The 26,218-nt window shown below is 50.4% G+C and carries 14 protein-coding genes; 3 read left to right on the top strand and 11 right to left on the bottom strand.

Going from position 1 to position 26,218, the window contains the following annotated elements:
* Window positions 1-7: 7 nt before the first annotated feature.
* From LQE92_RS02110 to mtaB, 4 genes are all read right to left on the bottom strand, one after another.
* Window positions 8-265 (bottom strand): DUF1292 domain-containing protein, encoded by a 258-nt coding sequence (locus tag LQE92_RS02110; protein ID WP_231061356.1) that lies wholly within the window; start codon window positions 263-265, stop codon window positions 8-10.
* Between the two features lie 27 nt (window positions 266-292).
* Window positions 293-709: a Holliday junction resolvase RuvX gene (ruvX, locus tag LQE92_RS02115; RefSeq protein WP_231061861.1), complete on the bottom strand. Its 417-nt coding sequence runs from the start codon at window positions 707-709 to the stop codon at window positions 293-295.
* A 10-nt stretch (window positions 710-719) separates the two neighbouring features.
* Entirely contained in the window at window positions 720-983 is a 264-nt protein-coding gene (locus LQE92_RS02120; RefSeq protein ID WP_147595504.1) for an IreB family regulatory phosphoprotein, read from the bottom strand.
* Window positions 984-1,087: 104 nt separating this feature from the next.
* The gene (gene mtaB / locus LQE92_RS02125) at window positions 1,088-2,458 is read right to left on the bottom strand and encodes a tRNA (N(6)-L-threonylcarbamoyladenosine(37)-C(2))-methylthiotransferase MtaB (protein WP_231061357.1); all 1,371 of its coding nucleotides are present in this window, start codon (window positions 2,456-2,458) and stop codon (window positions 1,088-1,090) included.
* Window positions 2,459-2,612: 154 nt separating this feature from the next.
* Between mtaB and LQE92_RS02130 the strand changes: the two genes are divergently transcribed.
* On the top strand, window positions 2,613-2,846 hold the full coding sequence (locus tag LQE92_RS02130; RefSeq protein ID WP_231061358.1) for an HPr family phosphocarrier protein: 234 nt from the start codon (window positions 2,613-2,615) through the stop codon (window positions 2,844-2,846).
* 89 nt (window positions 2,847-2,935) lie between these two features.
* Here the strand turns inward: LQE92_RS02130 and thiI are convergent, their stop codons facing one another.
* The 4 genes from thiI to prmA are packed head-to-tail and all read right to left on the bottom strand — an operon-like array spanning window position 2,936 to window position 7,036.
* Window positions 2,936-4,144, bottom strand: coding sequence for a tRNA uracil 4-sulfurtransferase ThiI (gene thiI / locus LQE92_RS02135; RefSeq protein WP_231061359.1), 1,209 nt, complete (start codon window positions 4,142-4,144; stop codon window positions 2,936-2,938).
* A 1-nt stretch (window position 4,145) separates the two neighbouring features.
* Window positions 4,146-5,300, bottom strand: a complete 1,155-nt coding sequence (locus LQE92_RS02140; protein ID WP_231061360.1) for a cysteine desulfurase family protein — start codon at window positions 5,298-5,300, stop codon at window positions 4,146-4,148.
* A 20-nt stretch (window positions 5,301-5,320) separates the two neighbouring features.
* Window positions 5,321-6,076, bottom strand: a complete 756-nt coding sequence (locus LQE92_RS02145) for an RsmE family RNA methyltransferase (RefSeq protein WP_231061361.1) — start codon at window positions 6,074-6,076, stop codon at window positions 5,321-5,323.
* A gap of 3 nt (window positions 6,077-6,079) precedes the next feature.
* On the bottom strand, window positions 6,080-7,036 hold the full coding sequence (gene prmA / locus LQE92_RS02150) for a 50S ribosomal protein L11 methyltransferase (RefSeq protein ID WP_231061362.1): 957 nt from the start codon (window positions 7,034-7,036) through the stop codon (window positions 6,080-6,082).
* Between the two features lie 276 nt (window positions 7,037-7,312).
* Here prmA and LQE92_RS02155 point away from each other — a divergent pair, with 276 nt between their 5' ends.
* Window positions 7,313-7,954: an orotate phosphoribosyltransferase gene (locus LQE92_RS02155; RefSeq protein ID WP_231061363.1), complete on the top strand. Its 642-nt coding sequence runs from the start codon at window positions 7,313-7,315 to the stop codon at window positions 7,952-7,954.
* 29 nt (window positions 7,955-7,983) lie between these two features.
* Here the strand turns inward: LQE92_RS02155 and LQE92_RS02160 are convergent, their stop codons facing one another.
* The 3 genes from LQE92_RS02160 to LQE92_RS02170 form a co-directional block, all read right to left on the bottom strand.
* Complete coding sequence (locus LQE92_RS02160; protein WP_231061364.1) at window positions 7,984-8,268, bottom strand: hypothetical protein; 285 nt, start codon at window positions 8,266-8,268, stop codon at window positions 7,984-7,986.
* Window positions 8,269-8,558: 290 nt separating this feature from the next.
* A complete protein-coding gene (locus tag LQE92_RS02165) occupies window positions 8,559-10,415 on the bottom strand; it encodes a hypothetical protein (protein ID WP_231061365.1) in 1,857 nt (618 codons plus the stop codon).
* Window positions 10,416-10,637: 222 nt separating this feature from the next.
* A complete protein-coding gene (locus LQE92_RS02170; RefSeq protein ID WP_231061366.1) occupies window positions 10,638-24,749 on the bottom strand; it encodes a SpaA isopeptide-forming pilin-related protein in 14,112 nt (4,703 codons plus the stop codon).
* 259 nt (window positions 24,750-25,008) lie between these two features.
* On the opposite strand from LQE92_RS02170, the gene LQE92_RS02175 reads away from it, so the two are divergent.
* Window positions 25,009-26,196 carry an AfsR/SARP family transcriptional regulator gene (locus LQE92_RS02175; protein ID WP_231061367.1) on the top strand — a complete coding sequence of 396 codons (1,188 nt, stop codon included), beginning with the start codon at window positions 25,009-25,011 and terminating at the stop codon, window positions 26,194-26,196.
* The last annotated feature ends 22 nt before the right edge of the window (window positions 26,197-26,218 follow it).

Consider the following 26,218-nt stretch of genomic DNA (forward strand, 5'->3'; position numbering starts at 1 on the left):
TTTTCATTTACTCGATATCCACATCTTCCAGAAGCTCATTGAAGATCTTAGCCAGATACTGCTGTTCCTTATCATCTTCCACGATCTCATACAAAGCTTCCGTTTCCTCTGGTTTCGAGACATCTTTCAGAATATAGCATTCACCGTCGCCTTCTTCGGAATCTGTCACAAGCACGTAATCGCAGCCTGCTACTCTGGTTTCTTCCAGCACGTAACAAGGCAGCTTTTCTCCATCCTCTGAAGTCAGAACTACCATCTCTTCCATATTCTCACCAATCTTTCCACAACAAAATCACAGGGAATCCAAATATCCCTGTAAAATCAACGCCGCCGCTATTTTATCCACGTAGTCTTTTCTATGCTCCCTGCGAATCCCCGCTTCCATCATGACCCGGTCCGCCGCCACCGTGGTAAGCCGTTCATCCCAAAGCTCCACCGGAAGGCCCGTCCTGGTCCTAAGCTTCTCCGCAAAGGCCTCTGACTTCTCCGCCCGATCACCGACATCTCCGTTCATGTGTTTCGGGTAGCCCACAACGATTTTTTCCACCTGATATTCTACGATCAGTTCTTCCAGACGCGCCAAAGTACGCCTCAGCTTATCCTCATCCGGCCTTCTAACTATTTCCACGCCCTGAGCCGTGATTCCAAGAGAATCGCTGACAGCCACTCCAACTGTCTTGGAACCGAAATCCAGTCCCATTATACGCATCATACGGTACTCAGCCTTTCAGCTTGCTCTCAATGTAGACCTGTACCAACTCCTCCAGTATCTCATCTCTGTCAAGCTTTGTGATGAGGCTCCTGGCATTATTATAGCTGGTAATATATGTGGGGTCACCCGACATGATATACCCGACGATCTGATTGATCGGGTTGTAACCCTTCTCTGTCAGAGCCAGATAAACCTTTGCCAGAATCTCACCGGCCTCCATTTGATTTTCCTGCGATGTATTGAAATATTGTGTTCTGTGTATATCTCCCATTTTTTCACGTCCTTACATGCTTGTACCATCTATTCTAATACAAATCACCCGGCCTATCAAGCTGTTTTTTCTTCCGCGCCTAAAATCCGGCCTGCATCTGCCGGTCAGGGCGTCCATTCAGCCGACAAAAGTCCGTCTCCCAGGATGCCTGTAATCTTTGCCTTTATAAGCCTTCCCGAAAGCATTTCATCTTTATTTTCTTTCGTAAGCTTCACCGCCGCTTTCACATATTCTCTGGTAAATCCCGTTATATAGACGTCTTTCCCAAAAACGTGAGGCTCTTCCAGAAGAATCTCCTCTGTTTTCCCCATGTAATAGTAACGGAACTCCTCTGACAGCTTCGCCTCCAGTTTGAGAGCCAGATGGCTCCTGAGTGTCTTCGTCTCCTCCGGCACCTGTCCCGTCATAGATGCTGCCTTCGTTCCCTGCCTTTTGGAATATTTGAAAATATGCATTTCATAGAACCGGGCCCTGCGCAGAAACAGCAGCGTGTCCCTGAACTCTTCTTCCGTCTCCTGGGGAAATCCTACGATGACATCCGTAGTGATGGCAGGATGCTCATAATATTTCCTCAGCAGCTTACATTTGTCATAATACTCTTCCGTAGTGTAATGGCGGTTCATACGTCTGAGCGTGGCATCACATCCACTCTGAAGGGAGAGATGAAAATGCGGGCAGACCTTTTCCATCCAAGACAATTCCTTTACAAATTCCTCGGTTATGATCCTCGGCTCCAAAGAACCCAGTCTTATTCTCTGAATCCCAGGAATCTGATGGACCATACGGATAATCTCCAGCAGAGGGATCTCTTCTTCCAGATCCTTTCCATAAGAAGAAAGATGAATACCGGTCAGCACCACCTCCCGATAACCGGCTTCTGACAGCCGGCGTACTTCTGAAAGAACATCCGCCGGCCTTCTGCTTCTGATTCTTCCCCTTGTGTAGGGAATAATACAATAACTGCAGAATTGGCTGCAGCCATCCTGTATTTTTATGAATGCCCTGGTGTGCTCCGCCGTCTTTTTAAGCGCCATCTCTTCATATTCTGAGGTATGGGTGATATCAATCACAAAAGCATCCGCAGGACGGCTTTTCTCCGTTCTTTCCTTGTCTCCTTCTTTCTCAAAAAAGGGCTCCAGAAGCTCGGGCAGGCGCGCCTTCTGGTTGTTCCCAATGACCAGATCCGCATCTCCGGAACGGATGATCTCTTCTCCCGCCGTCTGCACGTAGCAGCCCGCCGCCACGATGACGGCGTCAGGATTTTTTTTCCTCGCCCGGTGAAGCATCTGCCTGGATTTCCGGTCCGCCATATTGGTCACGCTGCAAGTATTGATCAGGCAGACATCCGCTTCCTCCTCAAAGGATACGATCTCATAGCCATGCTCTTCCAGAAGCTGTTTCATGGCCTCTGTCTCGTATGCATTGACCTTGCAGCCCAGGTTGTGGAGGGCCGCCCGTTTTTTCCGATTTTCCATAGATGCAGTCCTTTCTTCGTAAAATTCCTTTATAATGCAGGTAATTCTTTTCCGCTCCTCTTGACTTTTGCCCCGATTATGGCTAGTATTATAAAAGATACATACGAGGTCCCGCAGCCGGGCCTTGATAATAGATACAGAAGGGAGCAGTTTCATGAAAGTGGTACGTATTTCTTTAAATTCCATCGACAAAGTCAAATCATTTGTAAATGATCTGACCAGATATGATTATGATTTTGATTTGGTATCCGGCCGTTATGTCATCGATGCAAAATCCATCATGGGTATCTTCAGCCTGGATCTGTCAAAGCCCATCGACCTGAATATCCACGCAGAAGACAACGTGGATGCCATCATAGAGACTTTGAAGCCTTACCTTATCGATTAAGTGTTTCGGAAAGCCTGCGGGAAGAACCCTGCAGGCTTTTTTATTTCATAGGAAAATCCGTCCTATGAAATAAAAAGCCCTCTTTTCGCTTATGCCCTGTCTTCTGGAATCCGCAGAATTTCCCTGCTCTCTATGGCAGTTTTCACCATCTCGTCTATCTTTTCCTTCAGTTTTTCTTCTGAACGGCGTATGATCTTCAGATTCGGCTTAGTCACCGGATGCTTGGCCACAAAAATGGTACAGCAGTCCTCGAAGGGCTGGATAGAAGTCTCAAAAGTGTCGATCTTCTGTGCGATATCCACAATATCCTGCTTGTCAAAGCCAATGACCGGACGGAATACCGGCATATGGCAGACTTCGTTGGTACAGGCCAGGCTGGGAAGCGTCTGGGAGGCCACTTGCCCAATGCTCTCTCCCGTTATCAGTCCCAGAGAGCCCGTTTCTTCCGCAATGGCCTCTGCAATCCTCATCATATAGCGTCGCATGATGATGGTCAGCTCTTCGTGGGGACACTGGTCATAAATATACAGCTGGATATCCGTGAAATTGATGATATGGAGGTTCATCGGTCCTGCGTATCTGGATACCAGCGCTGCCAGATCCACCACCTTTTCCTTGGCCCGCTCGCTGGTATAGGGCGGCGCATGGAAATAAACAGCGTCAATCTTCACGCCGCGCTTTGCTACCATCCATCCGGCCACAGGGCTGTCAATCCCGCCTGACAGCAGAAGCGTCGCCTTTCCGCTGGTGCCGACGGGCATCCCGCCGGGGCCGGGAATAATCTTGGAGTATACGTTGATCCGCTCTCTCACCTCTACATAAAAGAACACATCCGGCTCATGTACGTCCACTCTCAGCGCAGGGAACTCCTCCAGAAGGGCTTCTCCGAGACCCGCGTTGATTTCGTTGGATTCCATGGGATATTTTTTATTTGCCCGCTTAGTCTGGACCTTAAAAGTAAAATCCCCTTCGGGATGCACCATCCTTACATATTCGATGATCTTTTCCTTCATATCTTCATAGCCGTTGTCATCGAACTGTACCATGGGACAGATGCCGGCGATTCCAAATACGTATCTGAGATGCTCTACGACTTCGTCAAAATCAAATTCTGTTTTTGCCTCTACATAGACGCGCCCGGATTCCTTCCGGACCAGAAATTCTCCCTCCACTTCCCTGAGGGCAAAGCGGATCTGCTTCAAAAGAGCGTCCTCGAACAAATAGCGGTTTTTTCCCTTGATGCCAATCTCCGCATATTTTATTAAAAAAGCCCGGAATATAGAATCATGAGCAAACATATTACATCCTCCTGTATCTCCGCAGTACGGGCAGAAGCTCCTCCAGTACCTGCGCACAATATTGTATCTCCTCTTTCGTAGTGAATACGCTGAAGCTGAACCTCAATGTGGAATCCAGCAGTTCTCTCCTGACTCCGACTCCTTTTAGCGTCCCGCTGACGGCGGGATGATTGGAGGAACAGGCCGAACCGGAGGATGCATAGATTCCTCTGTCTTCCAGAGCGTGAAGGAGGACTTCGCTCTTCACTCCTTCAAAGCCGACGCTCACCACATGGGGAGCGCTGTCCTCTCCCGTAAGCCCGTTGACCGATACGCCTTCCAGACCTTCCATGAGCTCCACAAACTGCTTTTTAAGCTCATACATCACCCGTATCTTTTCTTCATGGTTCTCATAGATCTCTCTGGCCGCCTCTCCCATCCCGGCAATACCGGACACATTGTGGGTCCCGGAACGCATCCCCTTCTGCTGTCCCCCTCCGAACACCACCGGCACTATCTTTGTCCCGGACTTCACATAAAGAAATCCGACTCCCTTCGGCCCGTGTATCTTATGGCCGCTGGCCGACAAAAGATCGATGGATTCCCTTTTAGGACAGATACGGTATTTTCCATACGCCTGTATGGCATCCACATGAAAAAGAGTCCGCGGATTCTTTTTCTTGATGATCTCGCCAATTCTTCCGACGGGATTTACAGATCCGATCTCATTATTTACATACATCACCGAAACAAGCGTCGTCCCGCTGTCTATGGCCGCTTCCAGCTGGTCCAGCTTCAGATGGCCGCTTTCATCCACCGGAATATATGTGACCCGGTATCCTTCCTCTTCCAAATAACCAAACACATTATAGACTGACGCATGCTCAATGGTGGAGGTGATGATGTGCTTGCCGGCCCTCCTGTTCGCCCTGGCGGCACCAATGATCGCCATATTATTAGATTCTGTCCCGCCAGAGGTAAATATGATTTCAGACGGAGCCGCCTTTAAAGTCTTTGCCACTGCCTCCGCCGCTTTTTTTACATAGTGTTCCGCCTCCACGCCTTTTCTGTGAAGGGAGGAAGGGTTTCCATAGTCCTCCATCATCGTCTTTACGACAATATCCTTCACCGATTCAAAGGCTTTTGTAGTTGCAGAATTATCCAGATATGCTTCCATGATCGCTTTTTTCCTCCCTGTCACTTTTCCAGCTGAAGCATGAGCGCTGCCAAAAGAGTGAACCCGGCCGTTTCCGTCCTGAGAATTCTTCTGCCAAGGGTGATAGGCACAAAGCCCCTCTCTTTGGCATAGGACACCTCATCCTCATCAAACCCGCCCTCCGGTCCGATGAAGACCGCCGTTCTGGTACCGGGCCTGACCTGTGAAAGTATCTTTCTTGTGTATTCCATTCCCTCTGCGTTTTCATAAGGGAACAATTTGCAGTCAAAGTCCGCCGCCGAATCTATGGCCGCTTTAAAATCCATTACTGCCTTCACTTCTGGTATCACCGTCCGTTTGGACTGCTTCGCGGCACTCTCAGAGATGGCATTCCAGCGTCTTCTCCTGGCTTCTGCTTTCTTTTCATCCAGCTTCACCACAGCCCGCTTCGTGTTCACCGGAACAATACTTTTGATTCCCAGCTCCACATTTTTCTGGATGATCAGCTCCATCTTGTCCCCCTTCGGAAGGCCCTGATAGAGCACGATCTCCGCCGGCAGCTCCGTTCCGTCCTCGTCCCGTTCCAGCAGTTTGAGCAAAACAGCTTCCCCGCCGTCTTCACCGGCTTCCCGAAACGCCTCTATGACGCAGCTGTAGCAAAGCTTCTCTCCGTCACTGATCCGCACCTTATCTCCTGGCTTCATACGTAGGACATTTTTAATATGATTGACGTCCGGCCCCGTGATCTCAGCCTCATTCTCTTCAATGGCATGACCGGCTACAAAAAATAAATACATAAGCTACTTCCTTTTCGCGGTGATAGATACCCAGTCGTTCTGATATGTGGTCTCCAGAAGCTCCCATTCCGGATTGGCCTCAAAGGCCTCCCTTACATCGGCTTCCTTTGTATTGATGATTCCCGAAGTGATAAAGATACCGCCCGGCTTCAAGTGGCTCGCCGCTTCCCCCTGGAGCATGATGATGACAGGCGCAAGAATATTGGCCACCGCCACATCATACGCGTCATGACCGGCTTTCTCCTGCAGCTTCTCTTCCTCTATGATGTTTCCTGTCTCCAGAACAAACTGGTCCTCCAAAATCTTGTTGACCCCGGCGTTTTCTCTGGCTGCCGATACTGCGTTTTCATCCAGGTCTGTTCCGAACGCGTATCCCGCTCCCAGCTTGAGAGCTGTTATGGCTAAAATTCCGCTTCCGGTTCCAATATCCAGCACTCTATCTCCCGGCCTCAGATATTTCTGAAGCTGACGGATACAGAGCTGAGTTGTCTCATGACTCCCCGTCCCAAATGCGGTCCCTGGATCTATCTCTATCATCAACTTGTCTTTATGCTCCGGCGGAACAGCCTCCCAGGTAGGCTTGATCAGGATATCTCCCACCGTAAAAGGCTTAAAATACTGCTTCCAGTTATTGATCCAGTCCTTGTCTTCCGTCTCGGTACAGACGATGCTCCCTTCTCCCACTTCCACAAACATCCGCAGCTCTTCTAACCCATCCTTCACTCCATCCAAGACGGCGGCGTCACTTTCCTCCCCCTCCAGATAAAAGGATACTTTTGCACTTCCCTCATCCGGCGGCAGCTCTGGAAGGATATCAATGAACATCCCTTTTGTTTCAGCCTCTGTGAGCGGCACATTATCTTCAATCTCAATTCCCTCGATCCCCTGTTCTTCCAGCATACTGCTGATAAGATCGACCGCAGCCGTAGTGGTATCAATGGTATATTTTTTCCATTTCATGAATATCTCCTTCTATCACACCGGATAACTCTCTAACTAATAAGTATAACCGGAAGCCTCCTCTTACGCAAGTCCTACTTTCGACTCATTTTTCTTTCGTCCATCCAAGCAAAGATATTCTGCATATTCTATTATATTTTATCTATTCTTAGATTATTGTATTATATTTTATATTTTCATCGAATATTTATTGCATAATATTTGTATGTACGATACAATAAAAATAACAAAAATTGGAATGCGAAACCATAAAATTCTTAGAAAGGGGGCTGTTTTATGGAAATGCGCAGTATGAAATATTATTCAAAGGATAACAAAAAGGTCATTCTACGGGTCATTCCCGGACATTTCGCCACCAGTCACTCTCATGTCAACTACTATATCGACATGACAGGGCTTAAGACCAGATGCAGCGAGGCTTCTGAAGTGGCAAAAACGCTGGTGGCAAAGATAATCAATACCACGGTCATCGATACGATCGTCTGCATGGATGGCTGTGAAGTAGTCGGCGCATTCATGGCCGAGGAACTGGAAAAGCATGATTTTATTTCCACCAACACCCATGAAACCGTGTATATCATCACCCCAGAGCTGAATACCAACAATCAAATGGTGTTCCGGGATAATATTGTCCCGGCCGTCCGGAACAAACATGTACTTCTCCTGCTGGCCACCACCACAACGGGCAAGACCATCAACCGGAGCCTGGAATGTATCAACTATTACGGCGGGATCGTGACCGGTATCTGCTCCCTCTTCAGCGCGATAGATGATATCAAGGGCTTTCCCATCGTCTCCGCCTTTACGCCGAGAGACATCCCCGGCTACCAGGCGTATGATTTCGGAGACTGTCCCTTCTGCCAGAGCGGGCAAAAAATCGATGCTTTCGTAAACGGGTATGGATATTCTAAATTATGATATAAGGTACTTTTTGGAATCTTTTTTAATCAGCTCCAATTCAGCATCGGCAGAAGTTCCGGACCGTCACGATTTCGGTTCGCTGGCGATGCAGGGGCCGCTTTATCTCCGTTCCGGCAGTACCGCTCACATGTCGACAGGAAATCCTTATGATTTCCTGTCTCCTGTTCGCTCAGAAACGGAATCGGTATCTCCGTTTCTGCCTCCCTCCTCCTGGAGAACACCGGCCTCTGCCCTGCGGCGCTCGCCTTTAGGCCGGCCCGGAATCCTTCTGCCGGTGCCTTTTCTGCCGCGCTGTACTGGACAAATTTCATTTCTTAGATTCCAGAAAAGGATTGGATATCCACACGGCCCGCGCGCCTTAGGGCAGCGCGCTGCGGTGAGCCGCCTCAATGGCTTTCAGGACAAACGAATGCTTATTTCGGTGCGGAAAGAGGAACATTCCTTCTGTTTCCTCGGGTTAATAAAAATAAGTTTGTTTGAAAGGTATTCAAAGGTATATAACAAAAAATGCTGCGGTCCGGCTTCTGCCGTCCCGCAGCATTTTATAATCTTATCTTAAATCTGTTCACCGCCCGTCATTCTCAGCTTTATGCTGCCAGCCTCAGGCTTCTTTCTTTTTCTTCTTTTTCACTATGACAAAGGCTGCGATTGCCGCCAGCAGTGCAAGCACTCCGAGAGAGATACCCGCAATCAGGCCCGCAGGGGTTCCCGCGGAAGGAACGGACGGCGCCATGGGAACTGTCTCATCCTCAATCTGCACGGTTTCCGGCTCTGTTTCTTCCTCTGTCGTTTCCGGTACGGAAGGTCCTGCCGGTACCGTTTCGTCCGGAATGCTCACAGGCTCGCCGTTTTCATCTATCTGCTCGCCGTCTTCATTATAGATGACAGTCTCAGGCTCTCCGCCTTCCTCTGCCGGCGGCGTCACCACGTTGGTGACCACCTGCTCCACCTGCTCACCGGCAATCTCCACGACCTCGACCACTTCATTTACCTGAGCATTCTCATTTGCCGTATCGTTTACATTCCGGAAATAGAACGCATATGTCCTTCTGGGGCTGTAAAAATTGTGGCTGACGGAATCGCTCTGGCCTGACAGCAGCACATATTCTTCACTGCCGGACTGATAGCTGACGGGTACACCAATCGTCAGATTCTGCCCGCCCGCCGCGGTCATGGCTTCCGTGTGGATGGTGCTGTTGCTCGTGATATCGATATAGCGGACAGTCACTCCATATTCGCTGGGAATCTCTGCTCCCACCTGATTGTAATATACATAATAAGTTCTCTGAGAGCCGCCAAATGAGTGCCTGATCTCTGTACCCTGGCCGCTCGCCAGCAGGTACTCGTTCCCTTTATAGCTCAGGCTGCTTTTCAGACTATATGACACAGCCGCATTGACCTCTACGGTCTGAGACGCCGAATCCAAAAGAATTCCCGTCACGGAATCAATACACCGGATGTTGATGGTATAAGGATTCTGGCCTGCCACCTTTGTAAACAGCACCGTATAGCTTCTGGTGGATTCTCCGGATGTATGAGTGATCACGGAAGGCTGCCCTGCCGCTCTCTGATACTCCGAATAGTCCGACGTCACATAAGACGCCGCTACTTCATAATTTACGGCTCCGCCCACCGGAACGGTAACGGTGTTGTTGGTAAGGAGTCTCCCTGTATCCGCGTCTTCATAGCGCACGGAAATGGTATAAGGGCTAGAGGGCTTCTGTGCCTCTCCCTGGTAAATCACCGTATAGGAAGCCGTTGTATTGCTGTAATCCTGGCTGATACTGACCGGCTGGCCGGATGCCAGGTTATAGTTTTTGCCATTTACCGTCATGGAAGCCGGTACATTATATACTGCGCTTCCGTTGGGGGCAATCTGAAACTGGTCGTTTCCGATAGAATATCCGATTTCATCGATAAAATATACCGTGACCGTCCTGGGATCCTGCTGTACCTTGGCATACTGGAAGGTCACTGACGCGCTTCCATAGGATACGAACGCGCTGTTATTCGCACAGCGGTAAACATCAGAACCGCTTGATACCATCTCGTCCACGCTGACTCTTTTCTGCCCTTCATCTAAAGAAACAGAGGTAGTTCCTGAAACTGTCGGAGCACCGTCTCCGTACTGGCTGTATATGGTCACGAAATGCTCATTCAGGGAATTCACAAAAACCTTTTCCCCCGTAGACTCTCTGGAAACCCCGATCGTCATTCTTCCGGAACCAGCCACCGTGATCGCCTGACTCTGGCCACTCGCCACAAACACACTCTGGCCCTCGAAGGTGAAATTATCATCTGCGCCGCCGTTTGTGATCACGAACTTCTGGGCATCCGGGCTTTCGGAAATCTGGGGAGCTACGGAAAAGCTCGCTGCTCCGGCTGTGATGCCGGAAACGCCCAAACAAGCAATCATCATGCTGAGCACCAGAACCAACGCTTTTATCCTTTTCTTCATACTTATCATTCCTCTCTTTATCATTACGATGTGCCGGCTGTCCCGCCGGAAACTTGGTCGTCATCCTATTTCCTTTTTTCTTTTTTCTGTCTTAATCATAGCATCAGAGAATCACATCGCAATCACAAAAATATGGTTTTTTTCCAAAAACAATTGACAAATTTTAGGGAAAGGCCGCCGCCGCGGGATTTTTCCCTCGGCAGCTGCCTTTTAAATGGTTGGTCAATTCTGCTCTTTTGCCTGTTTTCTTTTTCTCCGTCTCTCATACAAGATCACGCCGACGGCTACCATCGCGGCCGACGCAAGCAGGGACCAGAGGAAAATATCCATGTCGTCGCCGGTGAAGACCGTCCGATAGGTGGTGATCACATTCTGAGGCCCCTTATTATACTGTTTTACTGTGACCGTCGGTATATCAGATTTCAGGTAAAGGCCCGCATCCCAGCTCCAGTCATACTGGTTATCTTCCAGATAGAAGATCCTGCTGTAGTACCAGTCATCCCCTGCCAGCCTCGTAGCGTCGGAATCATACTCATAGGCATTGTCGCCGTTTCCCTGATTGTAAAGTGTAACGATGTAAGGATCTGAGATCTGGAAGCGCACCCGGTAATATCCTTTATCCAAATCCAGGAAGCGGTAATATCCGCTCTCGTTGGTCGTGGTCGTACCGACAACTACCCAGGCATCTTCGTTGTCCAGTTCACCGGTAGGATTCATTTCCAGAACCACCGGAATGCCTCCCACACCGTCCTCGCCTTCGTCCTGAATGCCGTTCCTGTTCTTATCATACCATACGAAGTCGCCCATACCGCAGGTAGTCTTCACCACTCCCGCATCCCAGGTCAGATCCGTCTCCCCGTATCCCAGGGTGATGGTAGTAGTCACATAGCCAAGGTTGGAAATATAGAATCCCAAAGCATCGGAATCCCGTTCCGCCGCCTCGCCTTCCGTCAGGGATACGCTCCGGTCTCCCTGCTTATCTGTCCGGGAATTTGTGATGGTGATCGTCGTATTCGGATCGTCAAAATCAAACACAACCCGGTACTGGATTGGATAATCCTCACCGCCCTTAAGGCCTGTGAACAGATAACGTCCATTTTCATCCGTCTTCGTCACTCCGCCAGGGTAAATCTTCCATTCGTCATCATCTCCCATGCGGTACTGGAGCTTCACTGTCACGTCTGCGATCGGCTCCTCATCTTCATCCTGGATGCCGTCCTTATCCGTATCAAACCATACATAGTCGCCCAAAGCTCCTTTTTTATTGGCGCCGGCATCCCATGTCTTATCTACCGTATTGTAGCCCAGCGTGATGATCTCCGTATAGCCGCCTGTGTAATCGCCGTTCTCAAAGATACAGCAGTCGGAATCGTCAGTATCGGACAGATTGGTATCCGGATTCTTTTCTCCATCTGGAGATTCCACAGCCGTATACCCATCGGGGAATTGGAAGAACACCTGATACTGTCCGGCTTCCAGTTCATCAAAGAAATATCTGCCGTCATCTCCTACTGTGGTCTGCCTCAGGGCCGTATCCTGCCTGATCCCGTTTTCTACTTTATATAGCTTCACAACGGTTCCAGGCAGCGGACCATCCATCTTGTCGGTGGTAATATCCTGATAGTTGCTGTAGTTCTTATCCTCAAAGGCATATCCGCCCAGAGCACTATAGACCCAGACACCTGCATCCCAAGTCCGGTCGGTCTTATTCCCAGCCTGTTCGATTTCCTCATTCTGATCAAAGAACAGAGGAATCACTGTCGTCCGTTTCACCCGTCCGGTTTCGTCCGCCGAATATACGGCATCAGAGTCATCCGGCGTGGTCAGCTTACTGTCCGTCACATCCGGCGCAGTAAACGCATAGCGGTAGGTATATCCATCGGTGGTCAGTGCACGGATGTCAAATTCCACCACGTAATAGCCCTGGGGCAGTTTGTCGAAGAGATACTCTCCGTTTTCATCGGTCATAGCGGTATCAACCGGCGCCGCTCCGTCTTTAACTTCCGCGTCCGGTCCCTCCACTTGGTACAGCTTCACAAGAACTCCTGGAAGCCCCGGTTCATCCGGTCCCTGCAGGCCATCATGGTCTTCATCGATCCACACCTTGTCACCGAGGGCGACCGAAACCACGTATCCCGCGTCCACATCCAGATTTTCTTCTCCATAGATGACATCCCTGCCATCCACTTCCTGGTTCAGTATCCGGAGCACCAGATAGTCGGTCCAGCCATCTGTATCTATATTGCTGTCTGTCTTGTACTCGGCTCCTTCAGCGTCCTGTCCCGCATACCGCAGCGCTGCCGCATGGTCTGCCGGAATGCTGAACTTCACCCGATAATAGTATATGGTCCCGCCCACATAGTCATTGGGATCCACGGAGCCTTCCGCCGCGCTGTCCTTCAGATAGTTACACGGCAGATCCTCAAACAGATAATGCCCTGTGCCATCTGTGTTCATTTCTTTTATCCTTGCTTCGTCGGACCGGTATACCGTTTCTCCATGCTTCGTAAGCGTAGTCTGATACAGCTCTACCTTCACATTTGCGGCCGCAGATTCCTGGCCGTCGTCCTGGAGGCCGTTGTTGTTGAAATCATACCACGCATAGTCTCCGATACTTCCTTTTGGAAGACTCAGCCCAACAAGCACCTTGTTCGGTTCCACGATATCCCTGGTGGGATTGATGGCCGTCTCTGTACTTCTCAGCACTGCGGCTGCCGCAGAATTGGCCATTACCGCATCGGCATACTCTTCAATCTTATCCGCCGTATAACCAGGCGTTTTCATGGTCAGCTTCACACTGTAGCTTTCTCCCGGCTGAAGAAGAGCGCCCTCCGGGAAATTCACTTCCACGCCTACTGCTGTCACAAGACTCATATCGGAAGGCTTCTGCGTAGTCCAGTGGCCTCCGTTTTCCGCTTTCCAGACATCTCCGGATGCCTCATACAGCATCGGAAGCTCCGCTTCCGCATTCAGGTTCTGCCTGTTGGCATAGGACCAGCTGTTGGCCAGACTGCCGCCGTCTTCCACGAAATAGTAGATGACTGCATTCCCATCTTGTGCCGCTGCCGCTTCCAGGAGCATCTCCTCATAGCCGGCCCCATTCTGAATGGTCGTTTGCCTGAGCGTAGTCCCGCCGCCGCTCCGGAACACGTAGGAATCTCCATTAAAGGGCAGGATATCCACAAACCGCGCGGTCCTGACAGCCGTATCCGAATTGTTGTAAAGAGTCAGATCATAATAGACGTTCTGATTCGGGTATACATTTACCTGCGCCGTCGAGAAGCCAGTATCTGCTTTGTCACTGACCGTCTTTACCAGCTGGATCTGCGTATCATTCAGAACGGTCACGCCGACCGGCTGATTCAGGTATTCCAGATCAGAGCCTACGGCATCATCCAGTTCATCATTGTTCTGCGTAGACGCCTGATATCCGGTAAAGCTGAGGCCAAGGGGATTCTCAAAGGATGCCGGCAGCAGATATGTACTGCTCAAAAATGCCGGCGAATACAGGTTCAGCTGTGTGGTGGGCTTACTGTACTCAATCTTTGCCTTATAACTGATGGTCAGGCCGGAATTTTCTCCTGCCTCTGTATCCGGGCTCAGAGAAACTCCTTCGTTAAATTTAAAGACGTACCGTCTTGTTTTCAGAGAGCTGCTGGTCACATACGTACCGCCCTCCATGCTGATAACGGCGGCTGTCTCTTCCTCCTGAACGGTATAGTCCTCTCCCAGCTTCAGTTCAACCTTCTGAGCCACTCCGTTCACCAGCTTCGTCTGGTAAATGGTAAATCCATTTCCTGTACCGTCCGTATCCAGGCTGGTATATGCCGGCAGGTCCACCGCCACCATCGGCGCTTTAAAGTTCGGCGCGTTGTTGTCGATATTCTGGACATTCACCACATCCACCTGGAAATTCACCGACTGCCCTGTATAGAACACGCCGGACTGTTTCATATTGGTGATCTTATTGGTCAGCTTTACCTGAGGCAGCACAGTTGTTGATGCAGGAATCAAAGCTTCCACTTCATTGCTCTCGTCGCTTCCGCTCTGGGGTTTTTCATTTCCCTCCGCATCCTTAAATTGATATGTCCAGTCAACAACGGCTGTATTGGTAATCCGGCGCACCTCCGGGATATCGGCTCCAATCATGTCTCCTTCCCGTTTCGCAAAAGCTACCTGCATCTCAAAACCGGCTTCCGCCGTGAATCCTGCCTGAACGTTTCCGTAGACGATCCGGATAGCTGCCGCGTGATCCCCGGAGAGATCCACAGTCTTGCTGCTGGTCAGATCCAGATCAGATACCTTCGTCAGCCACTGACTGCTGTTCAAGGATGTCTTATACTGGAGCTCTGCCGTCACCTTCTCAGAATCATTCCGGTTGGACGCCGCATGAATCACCACCTGATCGATGGTATAATCCCGGTCATCTGCCGCCTTTTCCACATATTGGATCGTGCCTCCGGTTCTGTCAATGGTGTACAGTTTGATATTCTCATCGGTCACCGTGAAAGAATCCGCCGGCAGGTCATTGGTGCCTTTTGACAGCCCGGTCACACGGAAATTCACAGTATAGCCGGACAGCAGCAGGCTTTCATCCGCATTCACGGTTCCTGTGGTATACACCTCATCGCTGTCCTTGATCTCTTTTTTCACATCGGAAGTAAACTGCCCGATGCTCTCCTGTGTCTTGTTTCGGAACGTCACCACATTCTCATTCAGTCCCGACGCTTCAAAAACAGGAGTATGGGTCGGATATACCGTTATCAGCTGTGAGATTGGCTCAAATACATTGTCCAGCGTATAGCCGTCCGGCGCTTTTACTTCCACCACCCGGTACCGGGTGCCGGAGGCTTCCGCCGGCAGCAGCCCGGAAAGCACCGTGCCCGTGCCGTCCGTAGTCAGAGGGGCTTCGTTCATCAGTACCGTATAAATACCGCTCCCATTGTCTCCGTAAATATTGAATTTGGCGCCGCTAAGCATCTGAGTACCGGCCACATTTGTCTTCCGGATGAGCACGCGTCCGGCATTGGCTTCATCTATCCAATCGCCGAGATTCACCACCAGATCCGTCAGGCGGGACACCTTCGGCACCACGACTCTTTTGGCCTCTGCCGTCACACCGTATCCGTCGGGAGCCTCAATTTCCTTAACGTAGTATGTGCCGGCATCAATCCCTGTCCATGTAGCGATACCCTGTGCATCAGTCTCCACCGGATCTCCTACTTTTGTTTTCAGCGAAGAATCTGCGTACAGCTGGAATTTGGCTCCAGGCAGCAGCGGAGAACCGTTCTCCGCATCTCCCTTTTTGGTGAGGGTTATGCTCATCTTCGGATAATTTTTAAAAGCGTTTTCACCGGTCAGATCCTGAGTCGTACCTTCCGTAATGGTGATATACCGTTCTTCGGAAGATACTGTGAAATCCACCCCGTCCTTGGAAGGAGCTTCCGCCTCCACGATCTTGTAATTTCCGGGCTCCAGCATTCCGGAGGTGTAGATAGCTTTTCCTTCTTTATACTCCACCGTAAAAGTGGGTTTTGAAGGATCCGCCAGTTCATAGATTCCAGGAGAAGTTTCCTTATAGAAATAGAACTTCGCGCCGCCTACAGAGCTGCCGTCGCTGGCAATCTTCTCCAGCTTGAAATCTCCCTTCACAGGAACATTCGTTATGGGAGTATCGTAAAGAGTTTCATTGGTCTTTTTATTTTCCACCAGTACCCATCTGGAAGCTGCGGAGGCCTGATAACCGTCCGGCGTGCTGGTCTCCACCACCTCATAATAACCCGCGGGAAGAGATGCCGTGGTCAGCTCACCATTTATATCCGTCGTCTTCGTATCGGCGGGAACCGCTCCGGCGGAATGGGACACTCCTTCTCCCGATACAGGATAGAAGCTGAAGCCCACATCTCCCAGGTTCCTTGTCGCTCCATCCCAGGTGACCACCTTCTTCAGACGGATCTTTCCCAGGGCCTCATTGGTCACATTCTCTGTTACCTTTGTCACGCTCCCGCTGTAGGTGACCACGACCGGGCGTACCGTATAATCAGCCGCATAGCCCGACGGAGGTGTAAGCTCTACCAGATAATAAGTCTGGCTGCTCGCCAGTCCATGGCTCGCACCATCATAAGCATCTATGGTCAAACCGCTGAAAACGGCTTTTCCGCCGGACGTAGCCTTGCTCTGAATATATCGAGATGCGCTCCCGCCCCCGTTTAGATCCGCTGCATCCGCCGCTGCATCCGCTTGGGAATCATAGAGTCCAAACACGGCTCCGTCCAAAAGGGTGGAGGTCACATCGGAGTCCTGCTTCACCACTTCAATAGAGAATTCTTTCTTATTGGTAATCACCGAATTTCCACTGTCATCTGCCGTGGTGATCTGGTTTTCCCGTACTGTGTAAGGTCCCCATATCTCCTGAGAGGCCTGATACCCGGACGGGGTGCTTTCCTCCTTCAAGTAATAGGTCCCCGCCGGAAGAAGACCGGAAATGGCCGTACCCTGTCCTGCTGTGGTCAAGCTTCCCAGAGAAGTATCCGAACAGTCTGCCGACTGATGAATGCTGAATACGGCCCCATTCAGTTTTGTCTCATGGTCATGATAATCCACTTTTATAATCTGGAGCTTTCCATATTTGACCGTATTGGTGACAGCCCCCAATGCACCGGCATCGCTGGTCAGTTTCGTGACAGCGCCTGAGGTGATCTCCACCGCCATGGGCAAGGTTCCATCCAGGCTGTATTTACCATCATCGTCATGGACGCCCAGATCCGTTTCCATCAGCCAGTATTCACCGGGATCCATATGGGTGGCAGTCACTCTGCCACTGGCTCCGGTGACAATAGCCGTCACATCCACATTGTTTACTTTAACAGTCACCGGGCTTCCCAAAGCATCTGTTTTACAGCTGCCGTCCGGATTTGTATTTTCCGCCGTCTTTTCATACAGCCCAAAGGTCACACCGGACAGATTCTCTATCTTGCCGCCCATGAAGATACCCTGTTTCTCGATCTCCAAGGATCCCTGTTTGATATTGGTGACCAAAATGGCATCCGCGCCGTCCGTCACCCCTTCCGGCTTCGTATCCGCCGCAGTGGTCACGGTTCCGGCCCCGATCGTTATTTCAAAAGGCTCTGCCAGCTTATAATCCCCGGAAGTAGTCCCGGTCTCAGTAATACGGTATACGCCGGGCTCCAGATACTCCGAGGTATAAGGACCGCTGGTCGTAAAGGTATAGGCACTGTATGTATACTCGTTCTTTTTGCTGTCCCATCCCTTTTTGGCATTCTGATAGGTAATGTTTCCCGCTCCGTCGTCTACCTTCTTTTCCACCTTAAAGGAAGCGTTGGTACTGCCGGAGTTAAAAATCTTGTTCAGTTTAAACTTTCCGGCATTGATATCATTAATGACCGCCCTCTCCTCGGTCAGGCTGGTGGTCTGTCCCGGTGTGATGACGACTCCGGCAGAATAAGCCGGTGAGGACAGCTGATAATGATAGTTTGCCCCTACGCCGGTCTCCACCAGCCAGTAGCGTCCGCCGTCGATGCCCGTTACCGTCACTTTTCCGTTATTCCCGGTGGTGATATCCTTTACTTTGTCCGTATCGCTCAGACCGTCCATATTTATGGTCTCGCCAGCTATAGTTCCATAGTTATTTGTATTTTCCGCAGTCCTTTTATAAAGCTTGAAGGTCACACCCTCCAGGCCTTCCTTCACGTCTCCGAAAGCTCCCAGCTTTTCGAGGCTCAGAGTACCCTGAGGAACATTTTCCGCCACCAGCGGACTGTTCTTATCCGTCACGGAAGCATTTCCCGCCCCAGTAATCTCTCCGGCACGAATGGTCACGGAGATTGGCGCAGCGTCCAGGGTATACTGACCGTTCACCGTCTGCTCTACCAGCTGGTATTCTCCCGGCTCCAGATAAATGGATTCCACAACCGGATTCTTACTGTCCGTACTGGTCGTGATGATATAATCGGTCAGACTGTCTCCTGCATTCTTTACCTGCACAGGGATGTCAAATTTTCCTGAAACCGTATTCTTTTTATAAAGCTTAAAGGTCGCCCCCACCAGAGTATTACTGTTCAGAGAACTCACCTTTTTCAGAAAAAACTTCCCGTACTTGGCCGGGTTTTGGAATCCCGAGCCGTCCGTCATCTGTGCATAGGTATCGTTTGTAGTCCCCTGAGTCACTACCACGATCCGCCAGGCGTCTGAAGGATCAGCCGGCGCTCCCACAGAATCAGGCAGACTGCTGGTATCCTCTTCTACTATATAGACTCCCGCCGGTATCAACAGCGACGTATAAAGGCCGTCGGCCCCGGTGGTTCCCCACACGATCGGAGTCTCTTCTTTCTTATTGTAAGCCTTTCCGTCCGCCGCCATATAAGCTCCGCCGTCCGCCGCCACGGCACGGTATACATTGATCTTCACTCCTTCGACGGCAAACGCTGCTCCGTTCAGAGTCGTGTATTTGATGACCTGCAGCTTACCAAGCTTTTTATCCTGATAGGAAAGGTTCTCGTTGAAACCTCCTCCATTCTTTACCGTAACCTGTTTCAAATTATCTTCCGCGTCTGGCAGACCGTAGCCGTTGGGAGGAGCCACCTCGATGATATAATATGTGCCTCCCGGCGCCAGTCGTGTAAATTTGAAGGTCCCGTCAGGACCAGAAGCCGCGATGTCGGCGGCGTTATAGGCGGCCATGAACGTGGCCTGCCCCTGAGGAGTCGACATCTGGGTCCGTACTTCATCCAGTTTTCCGGCAAGCACCCTTCCGTCCAGATAGCTGAGCGCGGTCTGAGCGGCTTCCTCCGTCTCAAACGCTGCAAAATAGGCGCCGGCCAGTGCCCGGCCGTCTTCACCTGTCTTTGTGCCCTCTCCATTCACCTCATAATAATTCCAGATTTTGGGAGTGACTACCTCGTTCCCGGCTGTCACCTCCACAGGGCCAGTCCATTCCTTCTCCCATTTCCAGCTGGAAATCCCTGTACTCTGTTTCACGGATTCAAGATTGGTCTCCCGCAGATAATAGGTACCCGGCTCAAGATCCACCGTAACGGCAGAGCCTGTTCCAGATGTGCCGCTCTCCATAATGCCGCTGTCATCTGTGGAACTGCTCCTCTCCACCTTTCTGAGTTTCACAATACTTCCGTCATCCAGCGTGTACTCTGTACCTGCACCGCTGTTATCTACTATATACAGCTCGAACTGGGCGCCGTCGAGCAGCGTCCCTGTATTCCTGCTGTATTTATAAAGGCGCAGACGTCCATTATCCGTCGTATTGTCAATGGAAGCTGTCACTTCCGTCTCTTCTGGATGGGAATTGGCGGCTGTGGTTGTATTGGACGTCACAGTCACTGCCACCGGATCCGCGGTCTGATAACCGGACGGAGCCGTATCCTCCACCACCCAGTATTCACCGGGCGCCAGATATGCAGAAAGACCTGTGGCCGATGACGTCATATCCACTGTATCCAAAACATTTCCCAGTTCCGATTTTTTGCAGTTCCCGCCGTTGTCGGTATTTTCTGCCGTTTTCGCATAAATCTTGAACACCGATCCGGTGAGATCATACCGGCTGAAGGTCCCGGCGCTGACTCCGTCGCCCGTCAGATTAAACCGGGCCGTCTTTTTGATGGAAATCCTCCCCATTGGAACATTTTCCACTGGATCGTCAAAGAGCACCGTATTGGTCTTACCTTCTTCAACCGTAATATATTTAGGCTCTGAATCCTTCACATAATTCCCGCTTACAGAGCTTTCCACTACCTTATAGCGTCCGGGTGCCAGCCATCCGGAAAGAGCCGTACCGTCGGAGGCCGATGTTGTAAGCTCAGCGGCAGAGATACCGCTGTAGGTACGGCTCGCATCAGCCAGAGAGGCGTCTCCGCTGGTTGCATCCGTTTCCTGATAAAGCTGAAACACTGCCGATATCACTTTAGCGGAATCTGTAGAATCCACCTTTTTTAGCTTTACCTTTCCCTTGGAAGGCCGGTTCACTACCTGAGTATCCGGCACAGCGCTGCCGCCCAGGTCTGTTCGGTTCTGTCCGGCCTGGATCGTTACCTTTATGGGAGTGAACGCATGATAATTCTCAACGGCCGCTTCCACCAGCCAGTATTCGCCGGGTTCCAGATTGTCCATGGAGGCTTTTCCGTCAGCGACGGTAACGGCTGATGCTGCCGCCGTCTTGCCGCCGTCATAATCCGTCTCATCATCGTTTATCACTTTATATAAGGAAAAGCTTGCTCCCTTGTAATCGCTGCCGACGCCGTCCATTTCTGCTGTCTTATGGATGACCAGCTTCCCTTTGGGCACGTTGGCAACAGGAGCGTCAAAATATTCTGTGTTGGTCTCTCCGGCCGTTATCGTAATATATTTAGGTGCGCTGTCCAGGACATAGCCGTTTGCCGTGCCCGTTTCCACCAGCTTATATTTTCCCGGATTCAGCCAGCCGGAAGTGACTACGCCGTTTACCGTTGTGAGCGCAGCTTTTTCCGTATCTTCATATTCTCTGTCCGCATCGGCCAGTGTGTCATTTTCCTTCGTCGTATCCTTCTCGGCATATAATTTGAACTCTGCCGTCAGATTCGTATCCGGATTCAAAGAACTGATCTTTTTAAGCTTCAGCTTACCCATGGAAGGAACATTGACCACCTCGGTATCGCCGGAAGGATACACACCGCTTCCGCTCACATTCTGGTTCTGTCCAGCAACGACCGTTACCACCTGTTCCTTCTCCGGATATCCGGCCACACTCTGTTCCTTTAATACATAGGTCCCCGGAGTGATCCCATCAATGGACACACGTCCGTCCCCGTCCGTGGTCACAAAGCCATTGGCATCCATACCGCTGAGGCCTTTGATCTGAACTCCCGCCGTATAGCCTCCGCTCCCGCCTGGAACCGCTTCATACAGGCCGAATTTCACACCCCGCATCGGAGTGTTCCCATTGTCCATCGTCGAGGTCTTCAACAGATTCAGCCTGCCCAGGCGGACATTGGCAATTGTCTGCTCCACACTCTTTACCGTTGAGCTGGCCTCGGGTGTCGTCACCGGATACACCTTATCATCCGGAACGTATCCGTCCGGCGTACTGAGCTCCTTCACATAATAAGTGGTGCCTGCTTCCAAGTCCTCAAAGACACAGAGGCCTTCAGCATTTGTGTTCTTTGTTTGAAGCAGATCATCATCTGAGCAGGTATCTTTGGAATAGAGACCAAAGGACACGTTCCGAATCAAACCGTTGCTCACAGAATCCTTCTTAACGATACGTATGCTCACTTTTTCCGCATTGGCAACGACTACGTCTGTCTGTGCATTTTCTACCACAAAAATGCCATTCCCGTCTGCGGTCCCGTTCCCGGAAGCATCTGTTCCCTTTATAACCTCTGTAAGGACCGAATAGCCCGCAGGCGCCGTCACTTCCTTCAGATAATAAGGCTTATCCACAGGCAGGATCGGAGACAGTCCATATCCGCTGCTGTCTGTTTTAATAGTCCCGACCGGCGTTCCTGAGCATGTTTCGTTGTCGTAGATCTCAAACACTGCTCCGGACAGATTCCGGCTGCTGTCGGCAGCGTCTGTCTTGCGGATACGGATCTGGCCGAAGACAGTGGTATTTTCTACCGTTGTTTCCGAATTCCCCTTGCTGATACTTATCTCATGACGCCCTGGTATCCGCGTATATCCGGCAGGAGCCACGGTCTCTTCATACCAATAAGTACCGGCAGGCAGCAAAAGCTGCTCGTTCTCCGTTCCCTTGATCTTGGAAACCGAATGTCCGGTGGGATCCAGATAAGTCACCAAAGTTCCCAGGAGATTGCCGCCTGTTTCCGCGTCGTAAATGTTAAATTCCGCATCCTTAAGCTGCTCTTTATAGGGAGTCCCGCTGCCTGTACCGCTCAGTACTCCGATCTTATTGATGACCAGAGGAACCTTCTTTACATTGGTGAGGCTCTTTTCCACAGTCGTCTGCTCGACGATCGTCACGGGAATGGCTGTGGAATCCAGAACATAATTATCCGGAGCCTTCAGTTCCTTCAGCCAGTAATTACCTGCGGGCAGCATAGGAGAAACAGCCTTTCCCTGGCTGTCCGTGGCAAGGATCACCTCTGCCCCGCTTGTATCCGTCGCCGCGGTCAGACACTCTTCGTCGGTATAAATACCGAATTCCGCTCCCGAAAGCAGAATATCCTGTCCATGCTGATCCGTATCCTCATCCTTTTTAATAATCGTCAGATATCCATAGCGAGACTGATTCAGGAATACCGGCTTCTCTGCCGTACTCCCCTCGTCGTTCCAGGAAGGACGGTTCACTGTATCCGCCGCTACCGTCACATCCCTGGGCGCTCCTAATTCATATTCCGGCTCTGCGCCTGCTGGCAGAGCTGTCTCCGACAGCACATAGTCTCCAGCCGGAACAGCCTCAAAGCAGACATATCCGCCTGTCCCCGATACAGCTTCGTAGGTACGGGAAGGCTCTGTCTTACTGGTCAGTGTAAACGTCACGCCCTCCATCGGCGCAGTCGCCCCGGAAGCGTTCTTTCCATATTTATAAAACTCCAGGCGTCCCAGAGTATCCGTATGGTCCGTGACCTTTATGATACCGTAGGAAACCTCCACCCCTTCCGGAGCATTCTCCACTGTGATGCTTTTGTCCTGATTTATGGTGATCTTCACTCTTCCGGCGGCCGTCGCACTTTCAAAACCATCCGGCGCGGATACTTCTTCCAGGTAATAGGATTTTCCGACAAGAAGCCCGGAAAACACCACCTGCCCGTTATCGTCGGTAGCTTTCGGATTCCCAACCGCTTTATTATGTATGTCATTGGCCACCTCAGAACCCGACTCCGCCTTATAAAGACCAAAGGTGGCTGTTCCATAGTCGTTGGAAGCAGACGCATCCAGGAGCTTCTCCATGATTCCCACCTGAATCCATTTCTCCACTACGATATCCGCGGATTCCGTGTTGTCATCATATTCTCCAAGGATGATCTGCGCATCGGCAGACTTATCTACCGGATTTTCTCCGATCAGCTGATAATGAAGCTTCGCTGTGTTCTGAAGAGTCCAGGTCTTCAGGTCCTCATCAGCCGAAGACTGATATGCGCTGACCGGATATCGAAGGACTACCGTGTATTTTGTATCGATATAAGCACCGTCATTTACATATTGATATTCATCAGGATCTGTTTCCTTAAGCTGATCCAAAGAAGCGAATTCAATGGAAGACGCTTCACCTGCTCCATTTTTATTCACCACATAGTCGGTTCCCTCCTGAAGGACTCCCCGTCCCGCCGTGGCAACTGAAACAACTGTAGCTCCGCCGCCTGCAGGCGTGTTAACCGGAAGCTCATCGATCAGGGAAAAAACAGGCTTCCCTTCCGACTGGGCAAAGTCAAGGCGGCCTTCCCGATTCCAGACAGTCTGTTTCATCTCCTCTTCCGTGGGATTTTCCGACATCTGGTTGACGGCGTCTATGGTATACTTCACTTCATAATACTGGTCAGCGCCGTCTGTCACCTTGTTGATGACGGCTTCACCGTCTTTTGTCTCCACCGATTTCTCTACCCGCCAGCCATCCGTAGCCTTTACAGAAACGCTGGGTGTGGATTCAATCTCCATCTGCCGCGGCTGATCTTCCCCGTCTACTTTATAAGAAGCCCGGAAAACAGTAGGAAAAGTCAGAGTGCTGTTGTTCTCCAGAGTGAAGTTTTCAGTCTGAATCGGCAAAGAAGCCTCATATGCGCGTCCGGACTCAAGGCTTGACAACGTCATCAGATATGTGGTGCCGATCTGTTCTGTCTTTTCAAAAATAGAAGCGCCTCCCAGCTGTCCCACTGTAACGCCTTCCGGGAGCTCGATCTGAACGATTCCGGCATTATAATTCTCACCGCTGGACAGCGGCGGTACTGTAAAAGACAGATTGAGCGTCATCTTCTCTCCAGATACCACGTATCCTTCATGGGCCGTATTGATTCCCGTCGTTAAAGTCAGAATCGCTTCTCCCGAACCGCTTTCCGCATACAGAGACGCGGAATCAGAGGAAACACCCGTCTCAGTCGTCTCCCCTGCCGCAGTACTCGTCTCCCCATTCGGCTGTCCTGCTGATGTATCCGATTCTTCCGGGAGCGGGACAGTCGTCTCCGAAGCGCTGGTCTCTGCCCCGTTCTTTCCGTCTCCGCTGTTCTCCGAAGAACCGGACTCCATAGAGGAAGCCGCCGTCCCTTCTGCCAGAGAAGACAGATCATGGGAGGAAGGCACCGCCATCCCCAGTACGATCAACAACGCCAAAAAAAGCGCAAGAAACCTCTTTTTCCTCATCCCTGTTCTCATATTTTCATATTCCTCCTCTTCATCTAAAAAACGTTATCGCTATCGCAGAAGCCCAATTCCGCTATTATAAATCATTTTGTTGCTATTATACACCAGACATGTCACACCGCTGTCACACAATATCGGACAAACTACCAAATTATTGAAAACAAACAGGTTTGTTTTTGATTTTTCTTGTATTTCCTATATTCTCCTGATATAATGGCTGTGTCTGAGATTTTGAAGTTCTTTTTTGTCTTCGGAAAGGTGGTACGGATCAATGGGAACAGAACAGTTACACATAAAAATGTTTGGCGAATTTTCCATACAGAATGAATTTCATCAGTATGCTCCCACCTCAAGCAAAAGCATGCAGATCACAACTTTGATCGCGTATCTGATCGCGAATAAAGGCGTGGAAGTCTCCAAGGATAAACTCATCGAGATCCTCTGGCCGGAGGAAGAACTCTCCAATCCCACCGGCGCACTCAGGAACCTGGTGTACCGCGCGAGACGGGAGCTGACCCGGTTCTTTCCCGGCATATCCGCCAACTGTATCCTGTTCACCCGAAACGCATACGCCTGGAACAGCGCTCTGGACTGTCAGATCGACATCGAAAGGTTTGAGACTCTTTATAATATGGCTCAGAGAGAATCCTATGAAGTCCAGCAGTACCGCTATTACCAGGAAATGTTTCGAATATATCAGGGAAATTTCCTCCCCTCTCTAAATCAGGAGGAATGGGTGATGTTTCGAAGCATATATTATCAGAATCTGTATGTCAAATGTGTCCTGGCCATGTGTGATCATCTGAAAGCCAACGGGCAGTATCAGGAAATCCTGGATCTATGTGAACAGGCCAATCATCTGGATATCATGAACGAAAATATCCATAAAGAGACCTTAAACGCCTACCTCCAGCTGGGATATCCCCACAAAGCCCTGGATTACTATCATGATATCCTCAATCTGTTCAGCAGTAAATATGGCGTAGACATTTCCGAATCTCTGGAAGATCTCTACTGTAAGATTATGCAGGCGACCAGAAGCCATCAGATGAATATTGATGATCTGGAAGAAAATCTGAAAGAAGATAAAAATTCCAAAGGAAGTTTTTACTGTAATTTTGATGTTTTTAAAAATATCTACCAGATCAACATGCGTTCCCTGCACCGCATCCGGAGCAAGCGCTACCTGGCGCTCCTGACTTTAAAAGACGCGGACAACCGGGAAACGATCACCAGCGATGTCAAATCGGAAATGGACATCCTGAGGAATGTGATCAGTCACTTTCTTCGTAAGAACGATGTCTTTACCCAATCCAGTTATTCCCAGTTCTCTTTGATTCTGACCGTTCCCAATGAAGCCGGCTGCCATATCGCCATAGAGCGTACGCGTATCCGTTATGAACAGGAACGGCAGGCCCCGAATGTAAAACTGGAAATCAATATCAAGGAAATCATCTGATCTTCCATGAGGGGACTATTTA

The organism is Lientehia hominis, assembly GCF_021044755.1.
In the GTDB taxonomy this organism is placed as follows: Bacteria; Bacillota; Clostridia; order Lachnospirales; family Lachnospiraceae; genus Lientehia; species Lientehia hominis.

Bases quoted from the DNA above. Each gene is read 5' to 3' on its own strand.
- thiI (WP_231061359.1), bottom strand. From the start codon at position 4,144: ATGTTTGCTCATGATTCTATATTCCGGGCTTTTTTAATAAAATATGCG.
- LQE92_RS02140 (WP_231061360.1), bottom strand. From the start codon at position 5,300: ATGGAAGCATATCTGGATAATTCTGCAACTACAAAAGCCTTTGAATCG.
- LQE92_RS02160 (WP_231061364.1), bottom strand. From the start codon at position 8,268: ATGAAATTTGTCCAGTACAGCGCGGCAGAAAAGGCACCGGCAGAAGGA.
- LQE92_RS02145 (WP_231061361.1), bottom strand. From the start codon at position 6,076: ATGTATTTATTTTTTGTAGCCGGTCATGCCATTGAAGAGAATGAGGCT.
- LQE92_RS02165 (WP_231061365.1), bottom strand. From the start codon at position 10,415: ATGAAGAAAAGGATAAAAGCGTTGGTTCTGGTGCTCAGCATGATGATT.
- LQE92_RS02120 (WP_147595504.1), bottom strand. From the start codon at position 983: ATGGGAGATATACACAGAACACAATATTTCAATACATCGCAGGAAAAT.
- LQE92_RS02170 (WP_231061366.1), bottom strand. From the start codon at position 24,749: ATGAGAACAGGGATGAGGAAAAAGAGGTTTCTTGCGCTTTTTTTGGCG.
- LQE92_RS02110 (WP_231061356.1), bottom strand. From the start codon at position 265: ATGGAAGAGATGGTAGTTCTGACTTCAGAGGATGGAGAAAAGCTGCCT.
- prmA (WP_231061362.1), bottom strand. From the start codon at position 7,036: ATGAAATGGAAAAAATATACCATTGATACCACTACGGCTGCGGTCGAT.
- LQE92_RS02175 (WP_231061367.1), top strand. From the start codon at position 25,009: ATGGGAACAGAACAGTTACACATAAAAATGTTTGGCGAATTTTCCATA.
- mtaB (WP_231061357.1), bottom strand. From the start codon at position 2,458: ATGGAAAATCGGAAAAAACGGGCGGCCCTCCACAACCTGGGCTGCAAG.
- LQE92_RS02130 (WP_231061358.1), top strand. From the start codon at position 2,613: ATGAAAGTGGTACGTATTTCTTTAAATTCCATCGACAAAGTCAAATCA.
- LQE92_RS02155 (WP_231061363.1), top strand. From the start codon at position 7,313: ATGGAAATGCGCAGTATGAAATATTATTCAAAGGATAACAAAAAGGTC.
- ruvX (WP_231061861.1), bottom strand. From the start codon at position 709: ATGCGTATAATGGGACTGGATTTCGGTTCCAAGACAGTTGGAGTGGCT.